We start from the raw sequence: 16,941 nt of genomic DNA, 5'->3' as shown, positions 1-16,941 counted from the left end.
AGGGCATCAGACCGCACCCTGAAATCACGCCGCACGCTCATCCCGATTCGTCATCACCTGGGGTAAGTGCAGCTCAATCCAGTCGGCCAGCGCCGCCACTTTCTCGCTCACCTCTTCCCCCAGCGGGGTCAGGCTGTACTCAACGTGCGGCGGCACCACCGGATACGAGACGCGGTTAATAAAGCCATCCTGCTCCAGCGCCTGCAGCGACTGGGCCAGCATCTTCTCGCTCACGCCACCCATTTTGCGCCGCAGATCGCTAAAGCGGTGCGTTCCCTGACGCAGCGCCACCAGAATCAGCACGCCCCAGCGGCTGGTCACATGCTTCAGCACATCCCGGGAGGGGCACTGCTCCGCGAAGAGATTGCCGTCGCGCATTTGCTCGCTAAGCGTTGGGTTCGTCATTTCATACTTACCTTTTTGTGCGTACTTACTTAAAGTTAGCTAAGGTGATAGTGTGCCACAACACTTACCTGAGACGAAGGATATTCATCATGATCGCGATTACCGGTGCCACCGGCCAGCTTGGCCAGCACGTTCTTGAACAGCTCCTGAAAACCGTTCCAGCCAGCCAGTTGGTCGCTATTGTACGTAACCCGGCGAAGGCCGGGGCGCTGAGCCAGCAGGGCGTGATCGTCCGTCAGGCCGATTACACCGACCAGGCCGCGTTCACCACTGCACTGGCGGGCGTGGACAAGCTGCTGCTGATCTCATCAAGTGAAGTCGGCCAGCGCACGCCACAGCATCTGAACGTGATCAACGCAGCAAAAGCTGCAGGCGTGAAATTTATCGCCTATACCAGCCTGCTGCATGCCGATACCTCCCCGCTGGGCCTGCACGTCGAGCACGTCGAGACCGAAAACGCGCTGGCGGCGTCGGGTATTCCTTATGCCCTGCTGCGTAACGGCTGGTACAGCGAAAACTACCTCGCCAGCGCGCCGCCTGCGCTGGAGCACGGCGTGTTTATCGGCTCCGCAGGCGAAGGAAAAATCGCCGCGGCCACCCGCGCCGACTATGCGGCGGCGGCTGCACGCGTTATTTCTGAAGAAGGCCATGCCGGTAAAGTATATGAGCTGGCGGGCGACTCTGCGTGGACATTAGCCGAGCTGACGGAGGAACTGAGCCGTCAGAGCGGGAAAAACGTGGTGTATCAGAACCTGAGTGAAGCCGATTTTTCCGCCGCGCTGAAAGGCTTTGGCTTACCGGCGGGTCTTGCGGATATGCTGGCCGACTCCGATGTAGGCGCGTCGAAGGGCGGTCTGTTTGACGACAGCCACACCCTGAGCAGCCTGATTGGCCGCCCAACCACCCCGCTGGCTGAGAGCGTCAAAAGCATCCTGTAATTGTTACATAGTGGTTAATTGTTGTGGCGTCCCCGTGGGTCATCTCTGATAATGAAAGCATGACCCACGAGGAGGCTCACCGTGCAAGGCGTACCCGAACAGTTCTTCGATGAGAGAGACAGCGCGCGCTTTCGCCATCTGGCGCAGGTACCGGGCGTCGAGCTGTATCACGCCCACATCTCCCGCTACGCGTTTGAGCCTCACACCCACGAAGCCTTCGGTATCGGCGCGATTGAAGCCGGTGCCGAGCGCTTTCGCTATCGCGGCACCCAATACGTCGCCCCCGTCAATTCCGTTGTCACCATGAACCCGGATGAGCTGCACACCGGCGAGGCTGAAACCGCCGACGGCTGGCGCTACCGGATGATCTACCTTGAACCGGATCTGCTTGAAGAGGTGACCGGCGTTCGCCACTGGTGGTTCAGTGACGTCACCCGCCACGACCCCAGGCGCTCGCAGCAGATCGGCCAGCTGATTTATGGCCTGTGGCACACCGAGGATCCACTGGCGCAAAAAGGGCTGCTGCTGGATCTGATTGAGACCTTCCGGCCACTGGCGCGCCATGCGCCGGTGCTGCGCGAAGGAGCGCACCGCTTCGACCGCGTGCGCGAGTATCTGCATGACAACTATATGCACGCGCTCACCCTCGACGAGCTAGCGCAGGTGGTGTCGCTCAGTCCGTATCATTTTCAGCGCCAGTTCAAAGCCCATTTTCACGTTACCCCTCATCAGATGTTGATGGCGATCCGCCTGTGGCGCGCGAAAGCCTTTCTCACCCAGGGGCTTCCGGCTGCTGAGGTGGCGGCGGCCACCGGGCTGACTGACCAGTCGCATCTGACCCGCGCGTTTACGCATCGCTACGGCATCACCCCCGTGCGCTACCAAAAACAGGTCGCGAAGCGCTAATGCGCAACCTCATACAATACGCCCGCCTTTTACCCCTCTACACTGCCCGCAGGTTAAGAAACAAGGGATGCAAAAATGATTAGCGGCGTGTTGTATGCCCTGCTTGCGGGTTTGATGTGGGGTCTGATTTTTGTTGGCCCGTTACTTGTGCCGGAGTACCCGGCGATGCTGCAGTCGATGGGGCGTTACCTGGCGCTGGGGCTGATCGCCCTGCCGCTGGCGTGGCTAGGCCGCAGGCGGTTACGCCAGCTTTCCCGTCAGGACTGGTGGACGGCGCTGGGGCTGACCATGATGGGCAACCTGATCTATTACGTGTGCCTGGCCAGTGCCATTCAGCGCACCGGAGCCCCGGTCTCAACGATGATTATCGGCACGCTGCCGGTGGTGATCCCGGTATTCGCCAACCTGCTGTATAGCCAGCGCGACGGCAAACTGGCGTGGTCGAAAATGATGCCCGCCCTGCTTTGTATCGCCCTCGGACTGGCGTGCGTGAACATTGCCGAGCTGCGTCACGGGATGGCCGATATCAACGGCTGGCGCTACGGTTCCGGCATTCTGCTGGCATCGATTTCAGTGGTCTGCTGGGCGTGGTATGCCCTGCGCAATGCCCGCTGGCTGCGGGAGAACCCGGATAAACACCCGATGATGTGGGCCACCGCACAGGCGCTGGTGACGCTGCCAGTCTCGCTTATTGGCTATCTGGCCGCCTGTGTCTGGCTGAATGCGCAACAGCCGGCGTTTGCCCTACCGCTGGGGCCACGGCCAGGCGTGTTTCTCGGCCTGATGGTGGCGATCGCCGTCTGTTGTTCATGGGTTGGGGCGCTGTGCTGGAACATGGCCAGCCAGAAGCTGCCGACGGTGATTCTCGGGCCATTGATTGTCTTCGAAACGCTGGCAGGGCTGCTGTACACCTTTTTGCTGCGCCAGAGCGTGCCGCCGTTGTTAACCGGGGCCGGGATTGTTTTGTTGGTGGTGGGTGTGGTGATTGCGGTCAGCGCGAAACCGGAAAAACCGAGGGTTATTCCGGCGTCGGAGATGTAGGTATCGCCCGGCGGCGCTGCGCTTGCCGGGCGATACCATCACAGGCCGGATAAGCGCGAGCGCTATCCGGCGTCTGTCAGAAGGTTTCCCAGTTGGCTTCGTTCAACGCCGCCACGGGTTTTGCCTTCGCGGTGGGGATTTTAACCGGAGCCGCTTTCACTGCCTGCCCGCGGGTAATTTTAAACACCGCCACTGCCTCGTTCAGGCGGGCCGCCTGATCTTCCAGCGCCGCTGCCGCGGCTGCGGACTCTTCTACCAGCGAGGCGTTCTGCTGGGTAACGCGATCCATTTCGGCGACCGCCTGGCCGACCTGATCAATCCCACGACTTTGCTCATCAGAGGCGGAAGCGATTTCGCCCATGATGTCAGTCACGCGGGTCACCGCATTGACGATTTCTGCCATCGTCTCTCCGGCCTCGTTAACCAGCGCGGAACCCGCGCTGACGCGGTTGCCCGAATCGTCGATTAATCCTTTGATCTCTTTCGCCGCCTGGGCGCTGCGCTGCGCCAGGGTACGCACTTCCCCTGCCACGACCGCAAAACCACGGCCCTGCTCGCCCGCTCGCGCCGCTTCTACCGCGGCGTTCAGCGCCAGGATATTGGTCTGGAAGGCAATGCCGTCAATCACGTTGGTGATCTGGGCGATTTTGCTGGAGCTGGTGGCGATCTCATCCATGGTACGCACCACGCCTTCAACCACGCTTCCGCCTTTCTTCGCGGTGGAAGAGGCATCCAGCGCCAGACGTGACGCCTGACGGGCGTTATCGGCGTTCTGCTTCACGGTGGCGGTCAACTGTTCCATACTGGCTGCCGTCTCTTCCAGAGAGGCCGCCTGCTGTTCGGTACGGGAAGAGAGGTCGTTACTGCCCGCCGAAATTTCGCCGGCACCAGTGAAGATGGTGTCCGCGCTTTCGCGTACCACGCCAACGGTGTTCGCCAGCGATTTTTGCATCTCGTGGACGTTCATCGTCAGCACCGCCATTTCGTTCTGTCCGTGGGCAGTGATCGGCTGCGTCAGGTCGCCTGCGGAGATGGCGCGAATGTGGGCGATCACTTCATGCAGCGGTTGCAGCAGCACCCGACGCATCGCAATCCAGCTGGCGACAATCACGCCAACCACAATCAGCATAATGGCCGAGAGGATCCACAGGATACGCTGGTAGTCAGCTTCGTTTTCGCTCACACCTGCATTGGAGAGTTTCGCCTGCACTTCACGCCATTCGCGATAGACAACCTGCATGGCAACCTGCTTCTGCTCGGCATTCTGCTTGAACATATCGTTCAAATTGCCCTGCGCCAGCAGCTCATTCATTTTTGCAAGCGTTGAGGAGTAGGCGCGGTACTGCTCTTCCAGCCGCTCCGACAATTTCTCATCCATACCTGGGGTGGCCGGCAGAGCATAATATTTATCGTAATGCCCCTGCGCCTCGGCCAACAGATTTTTCGCTGCTGTTACCAGCTCACCCAGCTGCGTGCCGTTAATCTCGGTTGCCGTGTTGTTTTGCAGGCGCAGCATGCCGCGGTTCAGGGTCACTCGCGCCTGGTTCAGGCTAATCCAGGCGTCGGTAAACTCCGCCACGTTCTGACTGGAGAGCTGGGAGACGTTGAAATTATCCTTATCGTTATTCAAGGCGTTGATAAAGACCGTCGCCGCAATGATTTGCAGTGCACCGAGGATCAAAAGCACCGAGATTAACAGGGTGATTACTTTAATACGTTTAAACATTGTAAGCCTTATGTTGCAGGGTATTGTCTGATAAGGCATATCGGCAGGGCTGGCGGGTTATTTAACATTTCGTGGTCTAACCACCTCTGTTTTTGGAAATTATTAAACCCATTCAGCAAGTTAAAACATAAGAAATTTTTGTGAATCCCCCTCCTTTTTGCTCCGTGCTCCCAAAGGGGTATATCCCCAGCATAAAGATGCATTTAAAATACACCTTATCAAATGACGATGAGGTAATTGCAATGGCCTACCGCGACCAACCATTAGGCGAGCTGGCGCTCTCCATTCCACGCGCATCTGCGCTGTTCCGTAAATACGATATGGACTACTGCTGCGGCGGTAAACAAACCCTGGCGCGTGCAGCATCGCGCAAGGAACTGGATCTGGACCTCATCGAAGCAGAACTGGCGACCCTGGCCCAGCAGCCGCTGGAGAAAGACTGGCGCAGCGTGCCGCTGGCGGACATCATCGATCACATTATCGTGCGCTATCACGATCGCCACCGCGAACAGCTGCCAGAGCTGATCTTGCAGGCCACCAAGGTTGAACGTGTGCATGCCGAGAAAGCCTCTGTCCCGCGCGGTCTGGCGAAAAACCTGACCATGCTGCATCAGGAGCTGTCCAGCCACATGATGAAAGAAGAGCAGATTCTGTTCCCGATGATCAAACAGGGAATGGGCAGCCAGGCGATGGGGCCGATCAGCGTGATGGAAAGCGAGCATGACGATGCGGGTGAACTGGTGGAAGTGATCAAACACATCACCGATAACGTGACCCCACCGGCGGATGCCTGTACCACCTGGCGCGCCATGTATAACGGGATTAACGAGATGATCGACGATCTGATGGAACACATCAGCCTCGAGAATAACGTGCTGTTCCCACGGGCATTGGCCGGGGAATAAAAAAAGCCCGGTGGCGGCTTCGCCTTACCGGGCCTACAACGACCTCGAACGTAGGCCGGGTAAGCGCTAGCGCCACCCGGCACACAGCCGCACTAATGCTTAACGCACCCCCGCCATTCGTTTCTTACCGATAAAAATCCAGCCCAGTCCCAGAGCAATAAACCACAGCGGCGTGACGATTAACGCCTGACGGGTATCCTCTTCCAGGGTCAGAAGGACCAGCACGAACGCGAAGAACGCCATGCACACCCAGCACATCACCTTGCCCCACGGCATTTTGTAGATCGATTTCTCATGCAGCTGTGGACGCTGTTTGCGGTACACGAGGTACGAGCACAGGATGATGGTCCAGACGAACATAAACAGGATCGCCGACACGGTGGTGATCATGGTAAATGCGCCAATCACGCTCGGGTTCACGTAGAGCATCACCACGCCACCCAGCAGGCAAATACAGGAGAAGGTGAGTCCTTTCGCCGGTACCGCACGCTTAGAGAGCTTAGCGAACGCGCTCGGCGCGACGCCTTCCTGTGCCAGACCGAACAGCATGCGGCTGGTGGAGAACACGCCGCTGTTGGCGGAAGAGGCCGCAGACGTCAGCACCACGAAGTTAATCAGGCTTGCGGCAGCAGGCAGACCCACCAGCACAAACAGCTCCACGAACGGGCTCTTGGTTGGGACAACCGAGCTCCACGGCGTGACCGACATAATGACGATCAGCGCAAAGACGTAGAACATAATGATGCGAATCGGAATGGAGTTAATCGCGCGCGGCAGGGATTTCTCCGGATCTTTGGTCTCTGCGGCGGTCGTTCCCACCAGCTCAATCCCCACGAAGGCAAACACCGCAATCTGGAAACCGGCAAAGAAGCCACTCAGCCCTTTCGGGAACCAGCCGCCATCATTCCACAGATGGGTCACCGAGGCCTGGACGCCGCTTGGTGAGGTAAAGTGCGTGAGCACCATCACCAGACCCACCACAATCAGCCCGACGATAGCGACGATTTTGATCATCGCAAACCAGAACTCCATCTCACCGAACATCTTCACGGTGGCGAGGTTGAGGCTCAGCAGCAGGGCAATCACCGCCAGCGACGCAACCCAGTCGGAGAGTCCGGGGAACCAGAACTGTGCATAGGCCGTAATCGCGACGACGTCGGCCATCCCGGTCACCACCCAACAGAACCAGTAGGTCCAGCCGGTGAAATAACCGGCCCACGGCCCTAACAGGTCGGAGGCAAAGTCGCTAAAGGATTTGTATTCGAGATTTGAGAGCAGCAGCTCTCCCATTGCACGCATGACGAAAAAGAGCATAAAACCGATGATCATATACACGAATATGATCGACGGCCCGGCCAGACTGATGGTTTTGCCTGACCCCATAAACAGCCCGGTGCCGATAGCCCCGCCGATGGCAATGAGCTGAATATGACGGTTTGTGAGATTACGCCGTAGTGATTGTTCAGACGGTGCCTCTTCGTCGGCAACGACTTTTACCTGATCTACCATGTGATTTATTCCTGTTGTAACTGCCTGTGTTGTTTAGGCTCTTCTGGCCTTTTATAACGTCGAAAAGCGACGGCCCTGTTTCAGGACTCATCGATATTAGGTAAGAATCGGCGGGATGAATACTGTGATTTAAATATTATGTTAATAATATGTTTAAAGTGAGTGTCATATCACTCATACAGCGCGAAACAGCTCACAAAAATACACTCACCGGCTACATTTGCAAGATAATCTGTTGATTAGCGCGTAACTATAGGTTTTTTAACTATTTTCCTCTCCCGAATGAGGAGAGGAAAAAGAAAACGCGTTTACAGAATTTCCAGCAGCTCGACTTCAAACACCAGGGTGCTGAATGGCGGAATGGACGCGCCAGCGCCACGCTCACCGTACGCCAGGTTCTGCGGGATAGTCAGTTCCCATTTAGAGCCTACTGGCATCAGAGTCAGCGCTTCGATCCAGCCAGGGATCACGCCGTTGACCGGGAATTCTGCCGGTTCGCCGCGCGCTACGGAGCTGTCGAACACGGTGCCGTCGATCAGTTTACCGGTGTAGTGCACACGTACGTGGTCAGTGCGCGCCGGAATAGTGCCTTCGCCCTGGTTGATGACGCGGAACTGCAGGCCAGTTTCGGTGCTGTTCACGCCTTCGCGCTCGCGGTTCTCTTCCAGGAATTTGACGCCTTCTGCGGCCATCTCTTCAAAATGAGCACGACGTACAACGTCAGCACGTTCGTGAATTTCACGCAGCGCACGGTGAACCACATCCACCGGAACCGCCGGGTGTTTGCCTTCCAGTGCATCGGCGATACCCGCCACCAGCGCTTCAGGTAACAGACCCTGCAGGCCTGATTCGCTCAGCTGCTGGCCTACCTGCAAGCCGATACCGTAGCTTGCCTGCGCTTCGATTGTGTCAAAAGTCGGGGTGGTCATGGGTTTTCCTTCCATCACATTTAAAGTAGCGGGCAGCATAACAGCCACCCCCCATCCGGTAAAACTTTGTCTTATTGAAAGATGACAAATTGCGACGAAACAGAAACAATAGAGACTATCTGGATTATTCCCGAATATGTCACGGAAGTCACCTTTGCTACGCCCATCAGTCAGTTAGCAAACTATACTTCTCGGGACAGGATAAAAGCGACGCGGAGCAGGAGGAAAGCCATGCCCGGGCCATTTGAAATAAAACCTACCCTGGCGAAAATCTGGCATGCGCCAGACAACTTTCGCATTATGGATCCGCTGCCGCCCCTGCACCGCAAGGGCATTATCATTGGGATGCTGTTGGTCATCATAGGTTTCTTGCTTCCGGGTGCTGACGACAGCGAGACATCACCCGTGCGCCGGGATGCCGAGCTGGATATCCGCTCGCAATCGCAGCCACAGCCCGACTCACAGCCAATGCAGACACAGCTGGTCGCACCGTCAAACGATCCAGGTCAGATGGCACCGATAGAACCCGAGCCTATCCAGGAGGAACAACCGCAGGAGCAGGCTGCCGCCCCGGTACAATCCCAGCAGCAACCACCGGGAATCGAACAGCAGTGGCGGACCTATCGCGTTGAACCAGGCAAAACAATGGCGCAGCTGTTCCGCGACCATAGCCTGCCGCCTACCGATGTTTATGCGATGGCGCAGGTCGAAGGCGCAGGCAAGCCTTTGAGCAACCTGCAAAACGGGCAGATGGTGCAGATCCGCCAGAACGCCAGCGGCGTAGTGACGGGCCTGACCATTGACAGCGGTAATGGTCAGCAGGTGCTGTTTACCCGTCAGTCAGATGGCAGCTTCCTGCGAATTAAATAGCCCTTCGCCGGGATCACAGGGCGGGCTTTTTGCTCGCCTTGTTAACCCACCAGATACCGGAACAGACCAGAACCAGCGCAATCGCGTATTTGATATCCAGAATATTTTCCCCGAGGAAGATAGCGGACAGCACCGTTCCGGCCACCGGGACGATAAAGTTGAACGGCGCGATCATGCTGACGCGGTTGTACTTCAGCAGCAAACTCCACAGCGCAAAGGCCACCGAGGAGAGCAGCGTCAGATAGCCCAGCACTGCCGCGGCTTTGACGCTGTGCACTTCCAGCGTACCGCCTGTCACATAACCCCCCACTACCAGCATCACTCCGCCCATTGCCAGCTGCCAGCCGGTCATCACCATAGGATCGACCGTCTGGGAAATACGTTTTCCATACAGCGTGGCGGCAGAGAGGATAAAGGCCGCCAGCACCACAAAACCGTCGCCATTCCAGACAAAATGAAAGTCCTGCAAGCCACTGTTAAAGTTAACGAGCATGACTCCCGCAAAGCCGAGGATACAGCCGAGGGCTTTGTTGAAGCTGATTTTGTCGTTCTGATAGATAAAGTGCGCCAGCATGACGCTGAAGAAGGTAGCCGTCGCGTTCATGATCGAACCTTTCGCGCCCGTGGTGTAGGCGAGGCCGATATAAAAGAAGGTGTACTGGATCGCCGTCTGCGTCAGGCCAAGCACAGTCAGCTGGCCAAACTGGCGTGGAGTGAGTCTGGCAATAGGTTTACGCTGGGCGAGAGCAAACAGCAGCAACAGCAGGCCTGCAAAGACAAACCGATAACCGGCAAAGACCACTTTTGAGGGAATATCATCGGTGGCGATCTGAAACAGTTCATAGCCGCTTTTAATCGCCGGATACGAGCTACCCCAGAGCAGGCAACAGAGCGTCGCGCTGGCATAGGCGATATTTTTACGCGCAAAAACAGGGGTGGGCAGAACGGAGTCCATAGCAAATCTCAGAGATAAAATGGTGTTTCATTTTATTATCAGAGAATGCGGCAGGAATAGCTACCATACAAGCTAAAAAGGCGAAGCGGGTCGCGTTAAAAAGCAAAACGCCGGCACAAGGCCGGCGCTTCGACGTAGTGACGAGTAATTACTTACTCAGCAACAACGTTAACAACCAGTTTCGCGAATACTTCGCTGTGAACCTGGAAGTCCACTTCGTGCTCACCGGTGGTACGCAGAACGCCGTTCGGCATACGAACTTCGCTCTTAGCTACTTCAACGCCAGCTGCAGTTACAGCGTCAGCGATGTCGCGGGTACCGATGGAACCGAACAGTTTACCTTCGTCGCCAGATTTAGACGCGATAGTAACAGTGCCCAGTGCGTTGATTTTCTCAGCGCGAGCGTTAGCAGCAGTCAGAACGTCAGCCAGTTTGGCTTCCAGTTCAGCACGGCGTGCTTCGAAAAACTCTACGTTTTTCTTAGTAGCTGGAACAGCTTTACCCTGTGGTACCAGGAAGTTACGTGCGTAACCCGCTTTAACGTTAACCTGATCACCCAGGCTGCCCAGGTTTGCTACTTTATCAAGCAGAATAACTTGCATTACCTTATCCTCTTAAAGTCGTTAATAGACGGCGGCCGATTACTGATGACGATCGGTATACGGCAGCAGGGACAGGTAGCGAGCGCGCTTGATGCAGCGAGCCAGCTGACGCTGGTATTTTGCACGAGTACCGGTAATACGGCTCGGGACAATTTTACCGCTTTCGGTAATGTAGTTTTTCAACGTTGCGATATCTTTGTAATCAATCTCAACAACGCCTTCCGCTGTGAAACGGCAGAACTTGCGACGACGGAAATAACGTGCCATTTGGCTAGTCTCCAGAATCTATCAATTCAATCTGCTCGGCATGCAAAACCATTTTGCTCAGACCGTTCTTTGCCTTGTGGCAAGAAATGAACCCCTGAACGGTTACTGCACTACCGACCGTTATACTGTGAGTAATGGCCTGGTTTTCGTGTCCGCTAATAATAACGGGCATTTGGCACCACGCCTGCCGGTGAAACCCGGCTTCCTCCTGCACTGAACGATGCTCAAGCACGAACTGGCAGTGAGGAATTCCTGATGGGCTGACCTTACGAAGGGGGGGCCTGCACACAGTGCCAGACAACACCAGACGGTTGGTCATCAGAAATTACTCTTCAGAATCCCCAGCATCAGCATCATCTGCGGTTTCATTTGCGAAATCATCGCGACGCTCACGGCGCTCGTCTTTCGCTTTAACCATCGGAGATGCTTCAGTAACTGCGTTCTTAGTACGCATTACCATGCTACGGATAACGGCGTCGTTGAAGCGGAAGTTAGTTTCCAGCTCATCGATCGCTTCCTGCGGAGCTTCAACGTTCAGCAGAACGTAGTGGGCTTTGTGCAGTTTGTTGATCGGGTAAGCCAGCTGACGGCGGCCCCAGTCTTCCAGACGATGAATCGTGCCTTCTGCTGCAGTGATTGCAGTAGTGTAACGTTCGATCATACCCGGAACCTGTTCGCTCTGGTCAGGATGGACCATAAAAACGATTTCGTAATGACGCATCGAATTGCTCCTTACGGATTATTCAGCCTCCTGTCTGGGTCAGCCGCGGCCCATGGAGGCAAGGAACGTGATTAAAGGGCGGCTGAAAAATTGACGCGCCATAATACTTGCCACCCCCTGGAAACTCAAGCTGATTGCGCAAATAATTCGCACAAAGCGCAAAGTCAGTCTAAGTGGGTGATTTACCATTACTCCCACGCCATTGCGCCGTTTTTTTGAACAACAGCATCAGAAATGGTCGCGATAGCCCGCCAGATTAGTGATTACACTTTAATCAGCAGAAGTGAATATCGTCGCACCGTAGGTTGTCGTGGAGCGCATATCATGAAAAAGATCACCCTTGCCATTCTGGCTGCGCTTTTGCTCAGTGCAAACGCGACAGCAGCCATAAAGGTTGATAGCCGACAGGCCAGAAATATGGATGATGTGCAAAGTCTGGGCGTCATTTATATCAACCATAACTTCGCTACGGAAAGTGAAGCCACAGAAGCGATTAACGCAGAAGCCGATGCGCGGGATGCCCGCTACTATCACGTCATGCTCACCCGTGAACCGGGCAGCAACGGCAATATGCACGTCAGCGCAGATATCTATCGGTAATGCTTTGACGCTAGCACCAGGAAAGCCAACAACGAGAATATTGTCATAGTGATTAGCCCCCTGCCCGGGGGCTTTTTTTATTTTTGTCCGTAATAGGCATCTGGACCATGCTTGCGCATAAAATGCTTGTTCATCAGGTAGCTGTCGATCGGCTGCAGGTGCGGATTAATGCCCTGCGCAATCCACGCCATTCTGGCTACCTCCTCCAGCACCACCGCGTTATGCACCGCATCGTGGGCGACTTTACCCCAGGCGAAGGGCCCGTGCTGATAAACGACAATCCCCGGCCTGTGCAGCGGTTCGCCGTCGCCCAGCGTCTCAATGATTACCTTGCCGGTGTTGAGCTCATAGCGATCCTGCACCTCCTCTTCGGTTAATGCCCGCGTACAGGGGATATCGCCAAAGAAATAGTCCGCATGGGTGGTACCCAGCGCGGGGATCGACCGCCCGGCCTGCGCCCAGGCGGTCGCATGCGTCGAGTGGGTGTGCACCACTCCGCCGATAGAGGGATAACGCTGATAAAGCGCCAGATGGGTTGCCGTATCGGAAGAGGGTCGCCATTTTCCCTCGACGACCTTGCCGCTGAGATCCACCACCACGATATCGTCGACGCCCATGCTGTCATAGGCCACACCGCTGGGTTTGATTGCCACCCACCCGCGCGCGCGGTCAATGGCGCTGACGTTTCCCCAGGTAAAGGTGACGAGGCCGTAACGCGGTAAATCCATGTTTGCCTCAAATACCTGCTGCTTAAGCTGCTGCATTCTCACCTCCCACCAGCCCGGCCTGCGCCATCTTCCCGAGTACCCAGTCGCGTGCTTTTGCGACTTCATGCTCCGGGTTGTCAGCGGTTTCGCTCCACATCTCAATCAGATAAGGTCCGCAATAGCCGCTCTGTTTGAGAGTGGTAAAGCACTGTTCAAAATCCACCACCCCGCTGCCGAAGGGAACGTTTTTAAACACGCCCGGGCGCGTGTCTTTGACGTGTACCGCGACGATGTGTCCCATTCCGGCCTGTAGCTCCATCTGCACGTCGTTATCCCACGCGGAGAGATTGCCAATATCGGGATAGAGCTGGAACCACGGGTTATTCAGGTAGTGGGCGTAGCCCAGCGCCTTGCTGATGGAGTTCATCAGCGGGTAATCCATGATCTCCATCGCCAGCGTCACCTGGGCACGACTCGCCATCTCGACGCTCTCTTTCAGCCCTTCGCGAAAGCGGCGGCGCGTTTCATCGTTCGCGTCCTGATAGTAAACGTCATAACCCGCAAGCTGGATAACGCGGATGCCCACGTCCTGAGCCAGGCGAATGGCTTTACGCATGATCTCCAGCCCCTGATGGCGCACCGCATTATCTTCGCTGCCGAGCGGGAAGCGACGGTGGGCGCTAAGGCACATCGACGGCACGCGCACGCCGGTTTCGGCAATAGCAGCCACCAGCGCCAGCCGCTGTTCACACGACCAGTCCAGACGTGACAAACGCAGATCGGTTTCATCCAGCGACATTTCGACAAAATCAAAACCCAGCTTTTTGGCGAGCTGCAGTCGCTCAAGCCAGCCCTCCCCGGCGGGGAGGGCCTTTTCATAGATCCCAAGTGGAACCTGTTTGCTTAACATAGCCGCTCCTTATCCCCACAGCTGGGCGATGGAACGTTTGAACTGGCGCGCAGCCTCAACCGGAGAGGCCGCATCGCGAATGCTGCGACCGGCAATAAAGACGTGAATCGGAATACCGGCGAACAGCGGTAGATCCTCTAGCGCCAGTCCACCCGTCACGGTCACTTTAAAGCCCATGTCTGCCAGACGTTTCACCGCGCTGATATCCGCTTCTCCCCAGGCAACGCCTGCGGCCTGTGCATCACGGCTGCGGTGATACACCACCTGCTGAATACCGGCATCGCGCCATTCTTTTGCCTGTTCCCAGGTCCAGAAACCCGTCAGTTCAATCTGCACATCGCCGTTGAACTCTTTCGCCACCTCCAGCGCTCCTTTGGCGGTGTTGATGTCAGCACAGCAGATCACCGTGACCCAATCGGCATTGGCTTCAAAACACATCCGCGACAGGATCTTGCCCGCATCGGCGATTTTGGCGTCCGCCAGCACAATTTTGTGCGGATACAGGGCTTTCAGATCGCGAACGGCGCGCACGCCCTCTCCCACGCAAAGGATGGTGCCCACTTCAATGATGTCGACCTCATCGGCGATAAGACGTGTGGTTTCATACGCGTGAGACAGCGTCTGGTTATCCAGCGCAACCTGGAGCATCGGTAACTGTGACATATTCATTCCCTCTTAAACTGCCACCGCATTGGCGCGGTCGATTAAATCCAACACGTCCTGCTCGCTGCGGCAGGCACGTAAACGGTCAAAATTGGCTTCATCTTCGAACAGATTGACGATCTGCATGATCCCCACTTCCTGATGGGTATTGGCATCAACCGCCGCCATGGTGATCAGGATATCGACCGGGTCATTGTCGTCGTGGTTAAACACCTGCGGCGTTTTTAGCGTCACCAGCGCAAAACCGGTTTTTTTAACGCCCTCTTCCGGGCGGCCGTGCGGCATCGCCAGCCCCGGGGCAATCACAAAGTACGGGCCAAACTGCTCAACGCCATCGAGGATGGCCTGGTAATAACGGGGTTCGACCACATCGGCCGCAACCAGTAAGTCGACACCGATTTTTACCGCTTCCTGCCAGCTGCTGGCGTCTGCCTGCAGCTTGATGGAGTGGTTCTGGGCCAGTGAATCACGTAATTTCATGGCGCTCCCTTATTTCACATCTGTCGGAAAGTGCGCGTTGATCACTTCCATCAGTTTTGGGCCAAAATCTGCCGGAGAGAGCATATTGCGTACGCCCACCACGTATTTATTGCCTGACACCGTGATTTCGCCGGCGATGTGGGTCGAGGCTATGATCACGTCTGCCCCACTGAGCTCGCTTTTGTACTCCCCGACGGCGCAGCTGTTTACCGTGTGATTAACACCTTGCTCGGTCAGGAACTGATCCACTTTCATTTTCATGATCATGGAGCTGCCTTGCCCGTTGCCACATACAGCCAGAATACGTACGGTCATAATCAGAACTCCTTATTAAGCAGAGTGCTCTGCCAGTTGTTTTTCTGCGTCTTCTTCAGCGCGTAATGCGCGCCCGGCGAAGACCATATAAGCCAGTGCAATCAGGATAATGACGGCCATAAAGACGATGCCGACGGAAGCAAACCCTTGCATCATGGGTGGCGCCAGAATCGACCAGTCCGCCATCCCCATCCAGGCGCTCATCCCGGTGAGTTTTACTGCCCAGACGCAGCCGAAAATTTCAATCATGCCCATCACCAGGCAAATCTTGAGCGCCGCGCGCCAGCCGCCGAAGTGGTTAGCAAATACGCCGATCGTGGCGTTGGAGAAGAACATCGGGATAAAGCCAGGAATGATCAGAATGGAAGAGCCGCAGCCAACCAGGATGCCGACCGCAATCAGTTGGCCGATGGTGCCCCACATAAAGCCCCACACCACCGCATTGGGCGCAAAGCTATAGATAGCCGCACAGTCGATGGCGAGCACCGCGCCGGGGATAAGACGCTGAGAGATGCCGTTGAAGGCTTCGGATAATTCAGCAACGAACATACGCACGCCCTGGGTGATGATGAAAATCGCCACGGCGAACGAGAAGCCCGTTTGCAGGATGTAGATAGTCCAGTGGGTTTTTCCGGCCATCGCCTGCACAACGTCAATGCCAAAGGAAAGCAGGATCGCACCGAAGAAAAGGGTCATCACAATCGCCGTGGAGACGATGTTGTCATGGAAAATGTTCAGCCAGCCTGGCAGCTTAAGATCTTCAACGCTCTCCTCTTTCTTGCCGAGGAACGGCGCCACTTTGTAGGCGATCCACGAGGCAAACTGCTGTTGATGGCCGATAGAAAAACCGCAGCCGTCAGTCACTTCCTGAGTGGGCTTGTACATCATATTGGAGGTGATACCCCAGTAGAGCGACACCAGTACCGCAGTACAGATAATGGTGGTCCACATTGGATAGCCGAAAATATAGAAAGATACGGCAATCAGCCCAGCCTGCTGGAACATGATGTGGCCGGTCAGCATGATGGTGCGGATGCCGGTTATCCGGCGTAGCAGGACATAAATGATGTTCAGCGCCAGCGCCAGTAGTACCGCGTAGCCCACCCAGCTGTAGGCGTCGCCCATCCGTTCAATGGTGGCCATCATTGAGGCATAGGTGTCGGATATCGCGCCATTAATGCCGTACACCTCCGACATTTTGGCGACGACCGGCTTAAAGGTGCTGGTTAAAATGCCCGAACCCGCCTGAAGCAACATAAAGCCGATGATGGTTTTGATGGTGCCTTTGACTATCACGCTCACGCTTTTGCGCAGCAGGATATAGCCCAGACACGTCACAATACCCAGCAGCAGCGGGGCGTTGGTCATTACCTGATTAAAAAACACGGTAAAGACGCTGTAGAGGATCTCCATAACACTCTCCGATAGGGAAGCACGATGCGCGATGCTTGTGCGAAAGTGCCCCCACTCTAGTAATCACAAATAATCACCA

General features: G+C 56.0%; 21 protein-coding genes. 6 read left to right on the top strand and 15 right to left on the bottom strand.

What is annotated here, in order from left to right; all coding sequences use genetic code 11:
• Positions 1 to 24: 24 nt before the first annotated feature.
• A complete protein-coding gene (locus tag M8013_RS11505; RefSeq protein ID WP_271267938.1) occupies positions 25 to 405 on the bottom strand; it encodes a winged helix-turn-helix transcriptional regulator in 381 nt (126 codons plus the stop codon).
• Positions 406 to 494: 89 nt separating this feature from the next.
• On the opposite strand from M8013_RS11505, the gene M8013_RS11500 reads away from it, so the two are divergent.
• From M8013_RS11500 to M8013_RS11490, 3 genes are all read left to right on the top strand, one after another.
• Entirely contained in the window at positions 495 to 1,343 is an 849-nt protein-coding gene (locus M8013_RS11500; RefSeq protein ID WP_271267937.1) for an SDR family oxidoreductase, read from the top strand.
• 81 nt (positions 1,344 to 1,424) lie between these two features.
• The gene (locus M8013_RS11495) at positions 1,425 to 2,249 is read left to right on the top strand and encodes an AraC family transcriptional regulator (protein ID WP_271267936.1); all 825 of its coding nucleotides are present in this window, start codon (positions 1,425 to 1,427) and stop codon (positions 2,247 to 2,249) included.
• Between the two features lie 75 nt (positions 2,250 to 2,324).
• The gene (locus M8013_RS11490; protein WP_271267935.1) at positions 2,325 to 3,290 is read left to right on the top strand and encodes a DMT family transporter; all 966 of its coding nucleotides are present in this window, start codon (positions 2,325 to 2,327) and stop codon (positions 3,288 to 3,290) included.
• A gap of 76 nt (positions 3,291 to 3,366) precedes the next feature.
• On the opposite strand, the gene M8013_RS11485 is transcribed toward M8013_RS11490, so the two are convergent.
• Positions 3,367 to 5,016, bottom strand: coding sequence for a methyl-accepting chemotaxis protein (locus M8013_RS11485; RefSeq protein WP_271267934.1), 1,650 nt, complete (start codon positions 5,014 to 5,016; stop codon positions 3,367 to 3,369).
• A 242-nt stretch (positions 5,017 to 5,258) separates the two neighbouring features.
• On the opposite strand from M8013_RS11485, the gene ytfE reads away from it, so the two are divergent.
• Positions 5,259 to 5,921 (top strand): iron-sulfur cluster repair protein YtfE, encoded by a 663-nt coding sequence (gene ytfE / locus M8013_RS11480; protein ID WP_271267933.1) that lies wholly within the window; start codon positions 5,259 to 5,261, stop codon positions 5,919 to 5,921.
• A gap of 99 nt (positions 5,922 to 6,020) precedes the next feature.
• Here ytfE and cycA read toward each other — a convergent pair whose 3' ends face one another.
• Both cycA and fklB read right to left on the bottom strand, forming a co-directional pair.
• Positions 6,021 to 7,430 carry a D-serine/D-alanine/glycine transporter gene (cycA, locus tag M8013_RS11475; RefSeq protein WP_271267932.1) on the bottom strand — a complete coding sequence of 470 codons (1,410 nt, stop codon included), beginning with the start codon at positions 7,428 to 7,430 and terminating at the stop codon, positions 6,021 to 6,023.
• A gap of 308 nt (positions 7,431 to 7,738) precedes the next feature.
• Entirely contained in the window at positions 7,739 to 8,359 is a 621-nt protein-coding gene (gene fklB / locus M8013_RS11470; RefSeq protein WP_271267931.1) for a BamJ family beta-barrel-assembly machinery protein, read from the bottom strand.
• A 231-nt stretch (positions 8,360 to 8,590) separates the two neighbouring features.
• On the opposite strand from fklB, the gene M8013_RS11465 reads away from it, so the two are divergent.
• Positions 8,591 to 9,229 carry an OapA family protein gene (locus M8013_RS11465; protein ID WP_271267930.1) on the top strand — a complete coding sequence of 213 codons (639 nt, stop codon included), beginning with the start codon at positions 8,591 to 8,593 and terminating at the stop codon, positions 9,227 to 9,229.
• A 13-nt stretch (positions 9,230 to 9,242) separates the two neighbouring features.
• On the opposite strand, the gene M8013_RS11460 is transcribed toward M8013_RS11465, so the two are convergent.
• From M8013_RS11460 to rpsF, 5 genes are all read right to left on the bottom strand, one after another.
• The gene (locus M8013_RS11460) at positions 9,243 to 10,184 is read right to left on the bottom strand and encodes a DMT family transporter (protein WP_271267929.1); all 942 of its coding nucleotides are present in this window, start codon (positions 10,182 to 10,184) and stop codon (positions 9,243 to 9,245) included.
• Between the two features lie 152 nt (positions 10,185 to 10,336).
• Positions 10,337 to 10,786: a 50S ribosomal protein L9 gene (gene rplI, locus M8013_RS11455; RefSeq protein ID WP_271267928.1), complete on the bottom strand. Its 450-nt coding sequence runs from the start codon at positions 10,784 to 10,786 to the stop codon at positions 10,337 to 10,339.
• A 39-nt stretch (positions 10,787 to 10,825) separates the two neighbouring features.
• Positions 10,826 to 11,053: a 30S ribosomal protein S18 gene (rpsR, locus tag M8013_RS11450; RefSeq protein WP_002210155.1), complete on the bottom strand. Its 228-nt coding sequence runs from the start codon at positions 11,051 to 11,053 to the stop codon at positions 10,826 to 10,828.
• A 4-nt stretch (positions 11,054 to 11,057) separates the two neighbouring features.
• Positions 11,058 to 11,372 (bottom strand): primosomal replication protein N, encoded by a 315-nt coding sequence (gene priB / locus M8013_RS11445; protein WP_271267927.1) that lies wholly within the window; start codon positions 11,370 to 11,372, stop codon positions 11,058 to 11,060.
• 6 nt (positions 11,373 to 11,378) lie between these two features.
• On the bottom strand, positions 11,379 to 11,774 hold the full coding sequence (gene rpsF, locus M8013_RS11440) for a 30S ribosomal protein S6 (RefSeq protein ID WP_271267926.1): 396 nt from the start codon (positions 11,772 to 11,774) through the stop codon (positions 11,379 to 11,381).
• Between the two features lie 324 nt (positions 11,775 to 12,098).
• Between rpsF and yjfY the strand changes: the two genes are divergently transcribed.
• Positions 12,099 to 12,374 (top strand): DUF1471 family protein YjfY, encoded by a 276-nt coding sequence (gene yjfY / locus M8013_RS11435; protein WP_271267925.1) that lies wholly within the window; start codon positions 12,099 to 12,101, stop codon positions 12,372 to 12,374.
• A 77-nt stretch (positions 12,375 to 12,451) separates the two neighbouring features.
• Here yjfY and M8013_RS11430 read toward each other — a convergent pair whose 3' ends face one another.
• Genes M8013_RS11430 through ulaA form a run of 6 tightly spaced genes read right to left on the bottom strand, consistent with a single transcriptional unit; the run spans position 12,452 to position 16,862 of the window.
• Complete coding sequence (locus M8013_RS11430; RefSeq protein WP_271267924.1) at positions 12,452 to 13,138, bottom strand: L-ribulose-5-phosphate 4-epimerase; 687 nt, start codon at positions 13,136 to 13,138, stop codon at positions 12,452 to 12,454.
• The gene (locus tag M8013_RS11425) at positions 13,125 to 13,991 is read right to left on the bottom strand and encodes an L-ribulose-5-phosphate 3-epimerase (RefSeq protein ID WP_271267923.1); all 867 of its coding nucleotides are present in this window, start codon (positions 13,989 to 13,991) and stop codon (positions 13,125 to 13,127) included. Before M8013_RS11425 ends, M8013_RS11430 begins: the two co-directional genes overlap by 14 nt.
• Positions 13,992 to 14,000: 9 nt before the next feature.
• Complete coding sequence (locus M8013_RS11420) at positions 14,001 to 14,654, bottom strand: 3-keto-L-gulonate-6-phosphate decarboxylase UlaD (protein ID WP_271267922.1); 654 nt, start codon at positions 14,652 to 14,654, stop codon at positions 14,001 to 14,003.
• Between the two features lie 12 nt (positions 14,655 to 14,666).
• Positions 14,667 to 15,134 (bottom strand): PTS ascorbate transporter subunit IIA, encoded by a 468-nt coding sequence (gene ulaC, locus M8013_RS11415; protein ID WP_271267921.1) that lies wholly within the window; start codon positions 15,132 to 15,134, stop codon positions 14,667 to 14,669.
• A 9-nt stretch (positions 15,135 to 15,143) separates the two neighbouring features.
• The gene (ulaB, locus tag M8013_RS11410; protein ID WP_271267920.1) at positions 15,144 to 15,449 is read right to left on the bottom strand and encodes a PTS ascorbate transporter subunit IIB; all 306 of its coding nucleotides are present in this window, start codon (positions 15,447 to 15,449) and stop codon (positions 15,144 to 15,146) included.
• A gap of 15 nt (positions 15,450 to 15,464) precedes the next feature.
• Positions 15,465 to 16,862 carry a PTS ascorbate transporter subunit IIC gene (gene ulaA, locus M8013_RS11405; RefSeq protein ID WP_271267919.1) on the bottom strand — a complete coding sequence of 466 codons (1,398 nt, stop codon included), beginning with the start codon at positions 16,860 to 16,862 and terminating at the stop codon, positions 15,465 to 15,467.
• Positions 16,863 to 16,941 lie beyond the last annotated feature (79 nt).

Origin of the sequence: Silvania confinis, from assembly GCF_025564085.1 — a bacterium.
Taxonomy (GTDB): domain Bacteria; phylum Pseudomonadota; class Gammaproteobacteria; order Enterobacterales; family Enterobacteriaceae; genus Enterobacter; species Enterobacter confinis.
The sequence above is the reverse complement of the archived record's forward strand: the minus strand, read 5'-3'. Positions and strand labels throughout refer to the sequence as shown.

Coding starts and splice junctions, on each gene's coding strand:
- yjfY (WP_271267925.1), top strand. CDS start 12,099: ATGAAAAAGATCACCCTTGCCATTCTGGCTGCGCTTTTGCTCAGTGCA.
- rpsR (WP_002210155.1), bottom strand. CDS start 11,053: ATGGCACGTTATTTCCGTCGTCGCAAGTTCTGCCGTTTCACAGCGGAA.
- M8013_RS11430 (WP_271267924.1), bottom strand. CDS start 13,138: ATGCAGCAGCTTAAGCAGCAGGTATTTGAGGCAAACATGGATTTACCG.
- M8013_RS11490 (WP_271267935.1), top strand. CDS start 2,325: ATGATTAGCGGCGTGTTGTATGCCCTGCTTGCGGGTTTGATGTGGGGT.
- cycA (WP_271267932.1), bottom strand. CDS start 7,430: ATGGTAGATCAGGTAAAAGTCGTTGCCGACGAAGAGGCACCGTCTGAA.
- M8013_RS11460 (WP_271267929.1), bottom strand. CDS start 10,184: ATGGACTCCGTTCTGCCCACCCCTGTTTTTGCGCGTAAAAATATCGCC.
- priB (WP_271267927.1), bottom strand. CDS start 11,372: ATGACCAACCGTCTGGTGTTGTCTGGCACTGTGTGCAGGCCCCCCCTT.
- M8013_RS11505 (WP_271267938.1), bottom strand. CDS start 405: ATGACGAACCCAACGCTTAGCGAGCAAATGCGCGACGGCAATCTCTTC.
- M8013_RS11425 (WP_271267923.1), bottom strand. CDS start 13,991: ATGTTAAGCAAACAGGTTCCACTTGGGATCTATGAAAAGGCCCTCCCC.
- ulaA (WP_271267919.1), bottom strand. CDS start 16,862: ATGGAGATCCTCTACAGCGTCTTTACCGTGTTTTTTAATCAGGTAATG.
- M8013_RS11420 (WP_271267922.1), bottom strand. CDS start 14,654: ATGTCACAGTTACCGATGCTCCAGGTTGCGCTGGATAACCAGACGCTG.
- M8013_RS11465 (WP_271267930.1), top strand. CDS start 8,591: ATGCCCGGGCCATTTGAAATAAAACCTACCCTGGCGAAAATCTGGCAT.
- M8013_RS11500 (WP_271267937.1), top strand. CDS start 495: ATGATCGCGATTACCGGTGCCACCGGCCAGCTTGGCCAGCACGTTCTT.
- ulaC (WP_271267921.1), bottom strand. CDS start 15,134: ATGAAATTACGTGATTCACTGGCCCAGAACCACTCCATCAAGCTGCAG.
- fklB (WP_271267931.1), bottom strand. CDS start 8,359: ATGACCACCCCGACTTTTGACACAATCGAAGCGCAGGCAAGCTACGGT.
- rplI (WP_271267928.1), bottom strand. CDS start 10,786: ATGCAAGTTATTCTGCTTGATAAAGTAGCAAACCTGGGCAGCCTGGGT.
- M8013_RS11485 (WP_271267934.1), bottom strand. CDS start 5,016: ATGTTTAAACGTATTAAAGTAATCACCCTGTTAATCTCGGTGCTTTTG.
- ytfE (WP_271267933.1), top strand. CDS start 5,259: ATGGCCTACCGCGACCAACCATTAGGCGAGCTGGCGCTCTCCATTCCA.
- ulaB (WP_271267920.1), bottom strand. CDS start 15,449: ATGACCGTACGTATTCTGGCTGTATGTGGCAACGGGCAAGGCAGCTCC.
- rpsF (WP_271267926.1), bottom strand. CDS start 11,774: ATGCGTCATTACGAAATCGTTTTTATGGTCCATCCTGACCAGAGCGAA.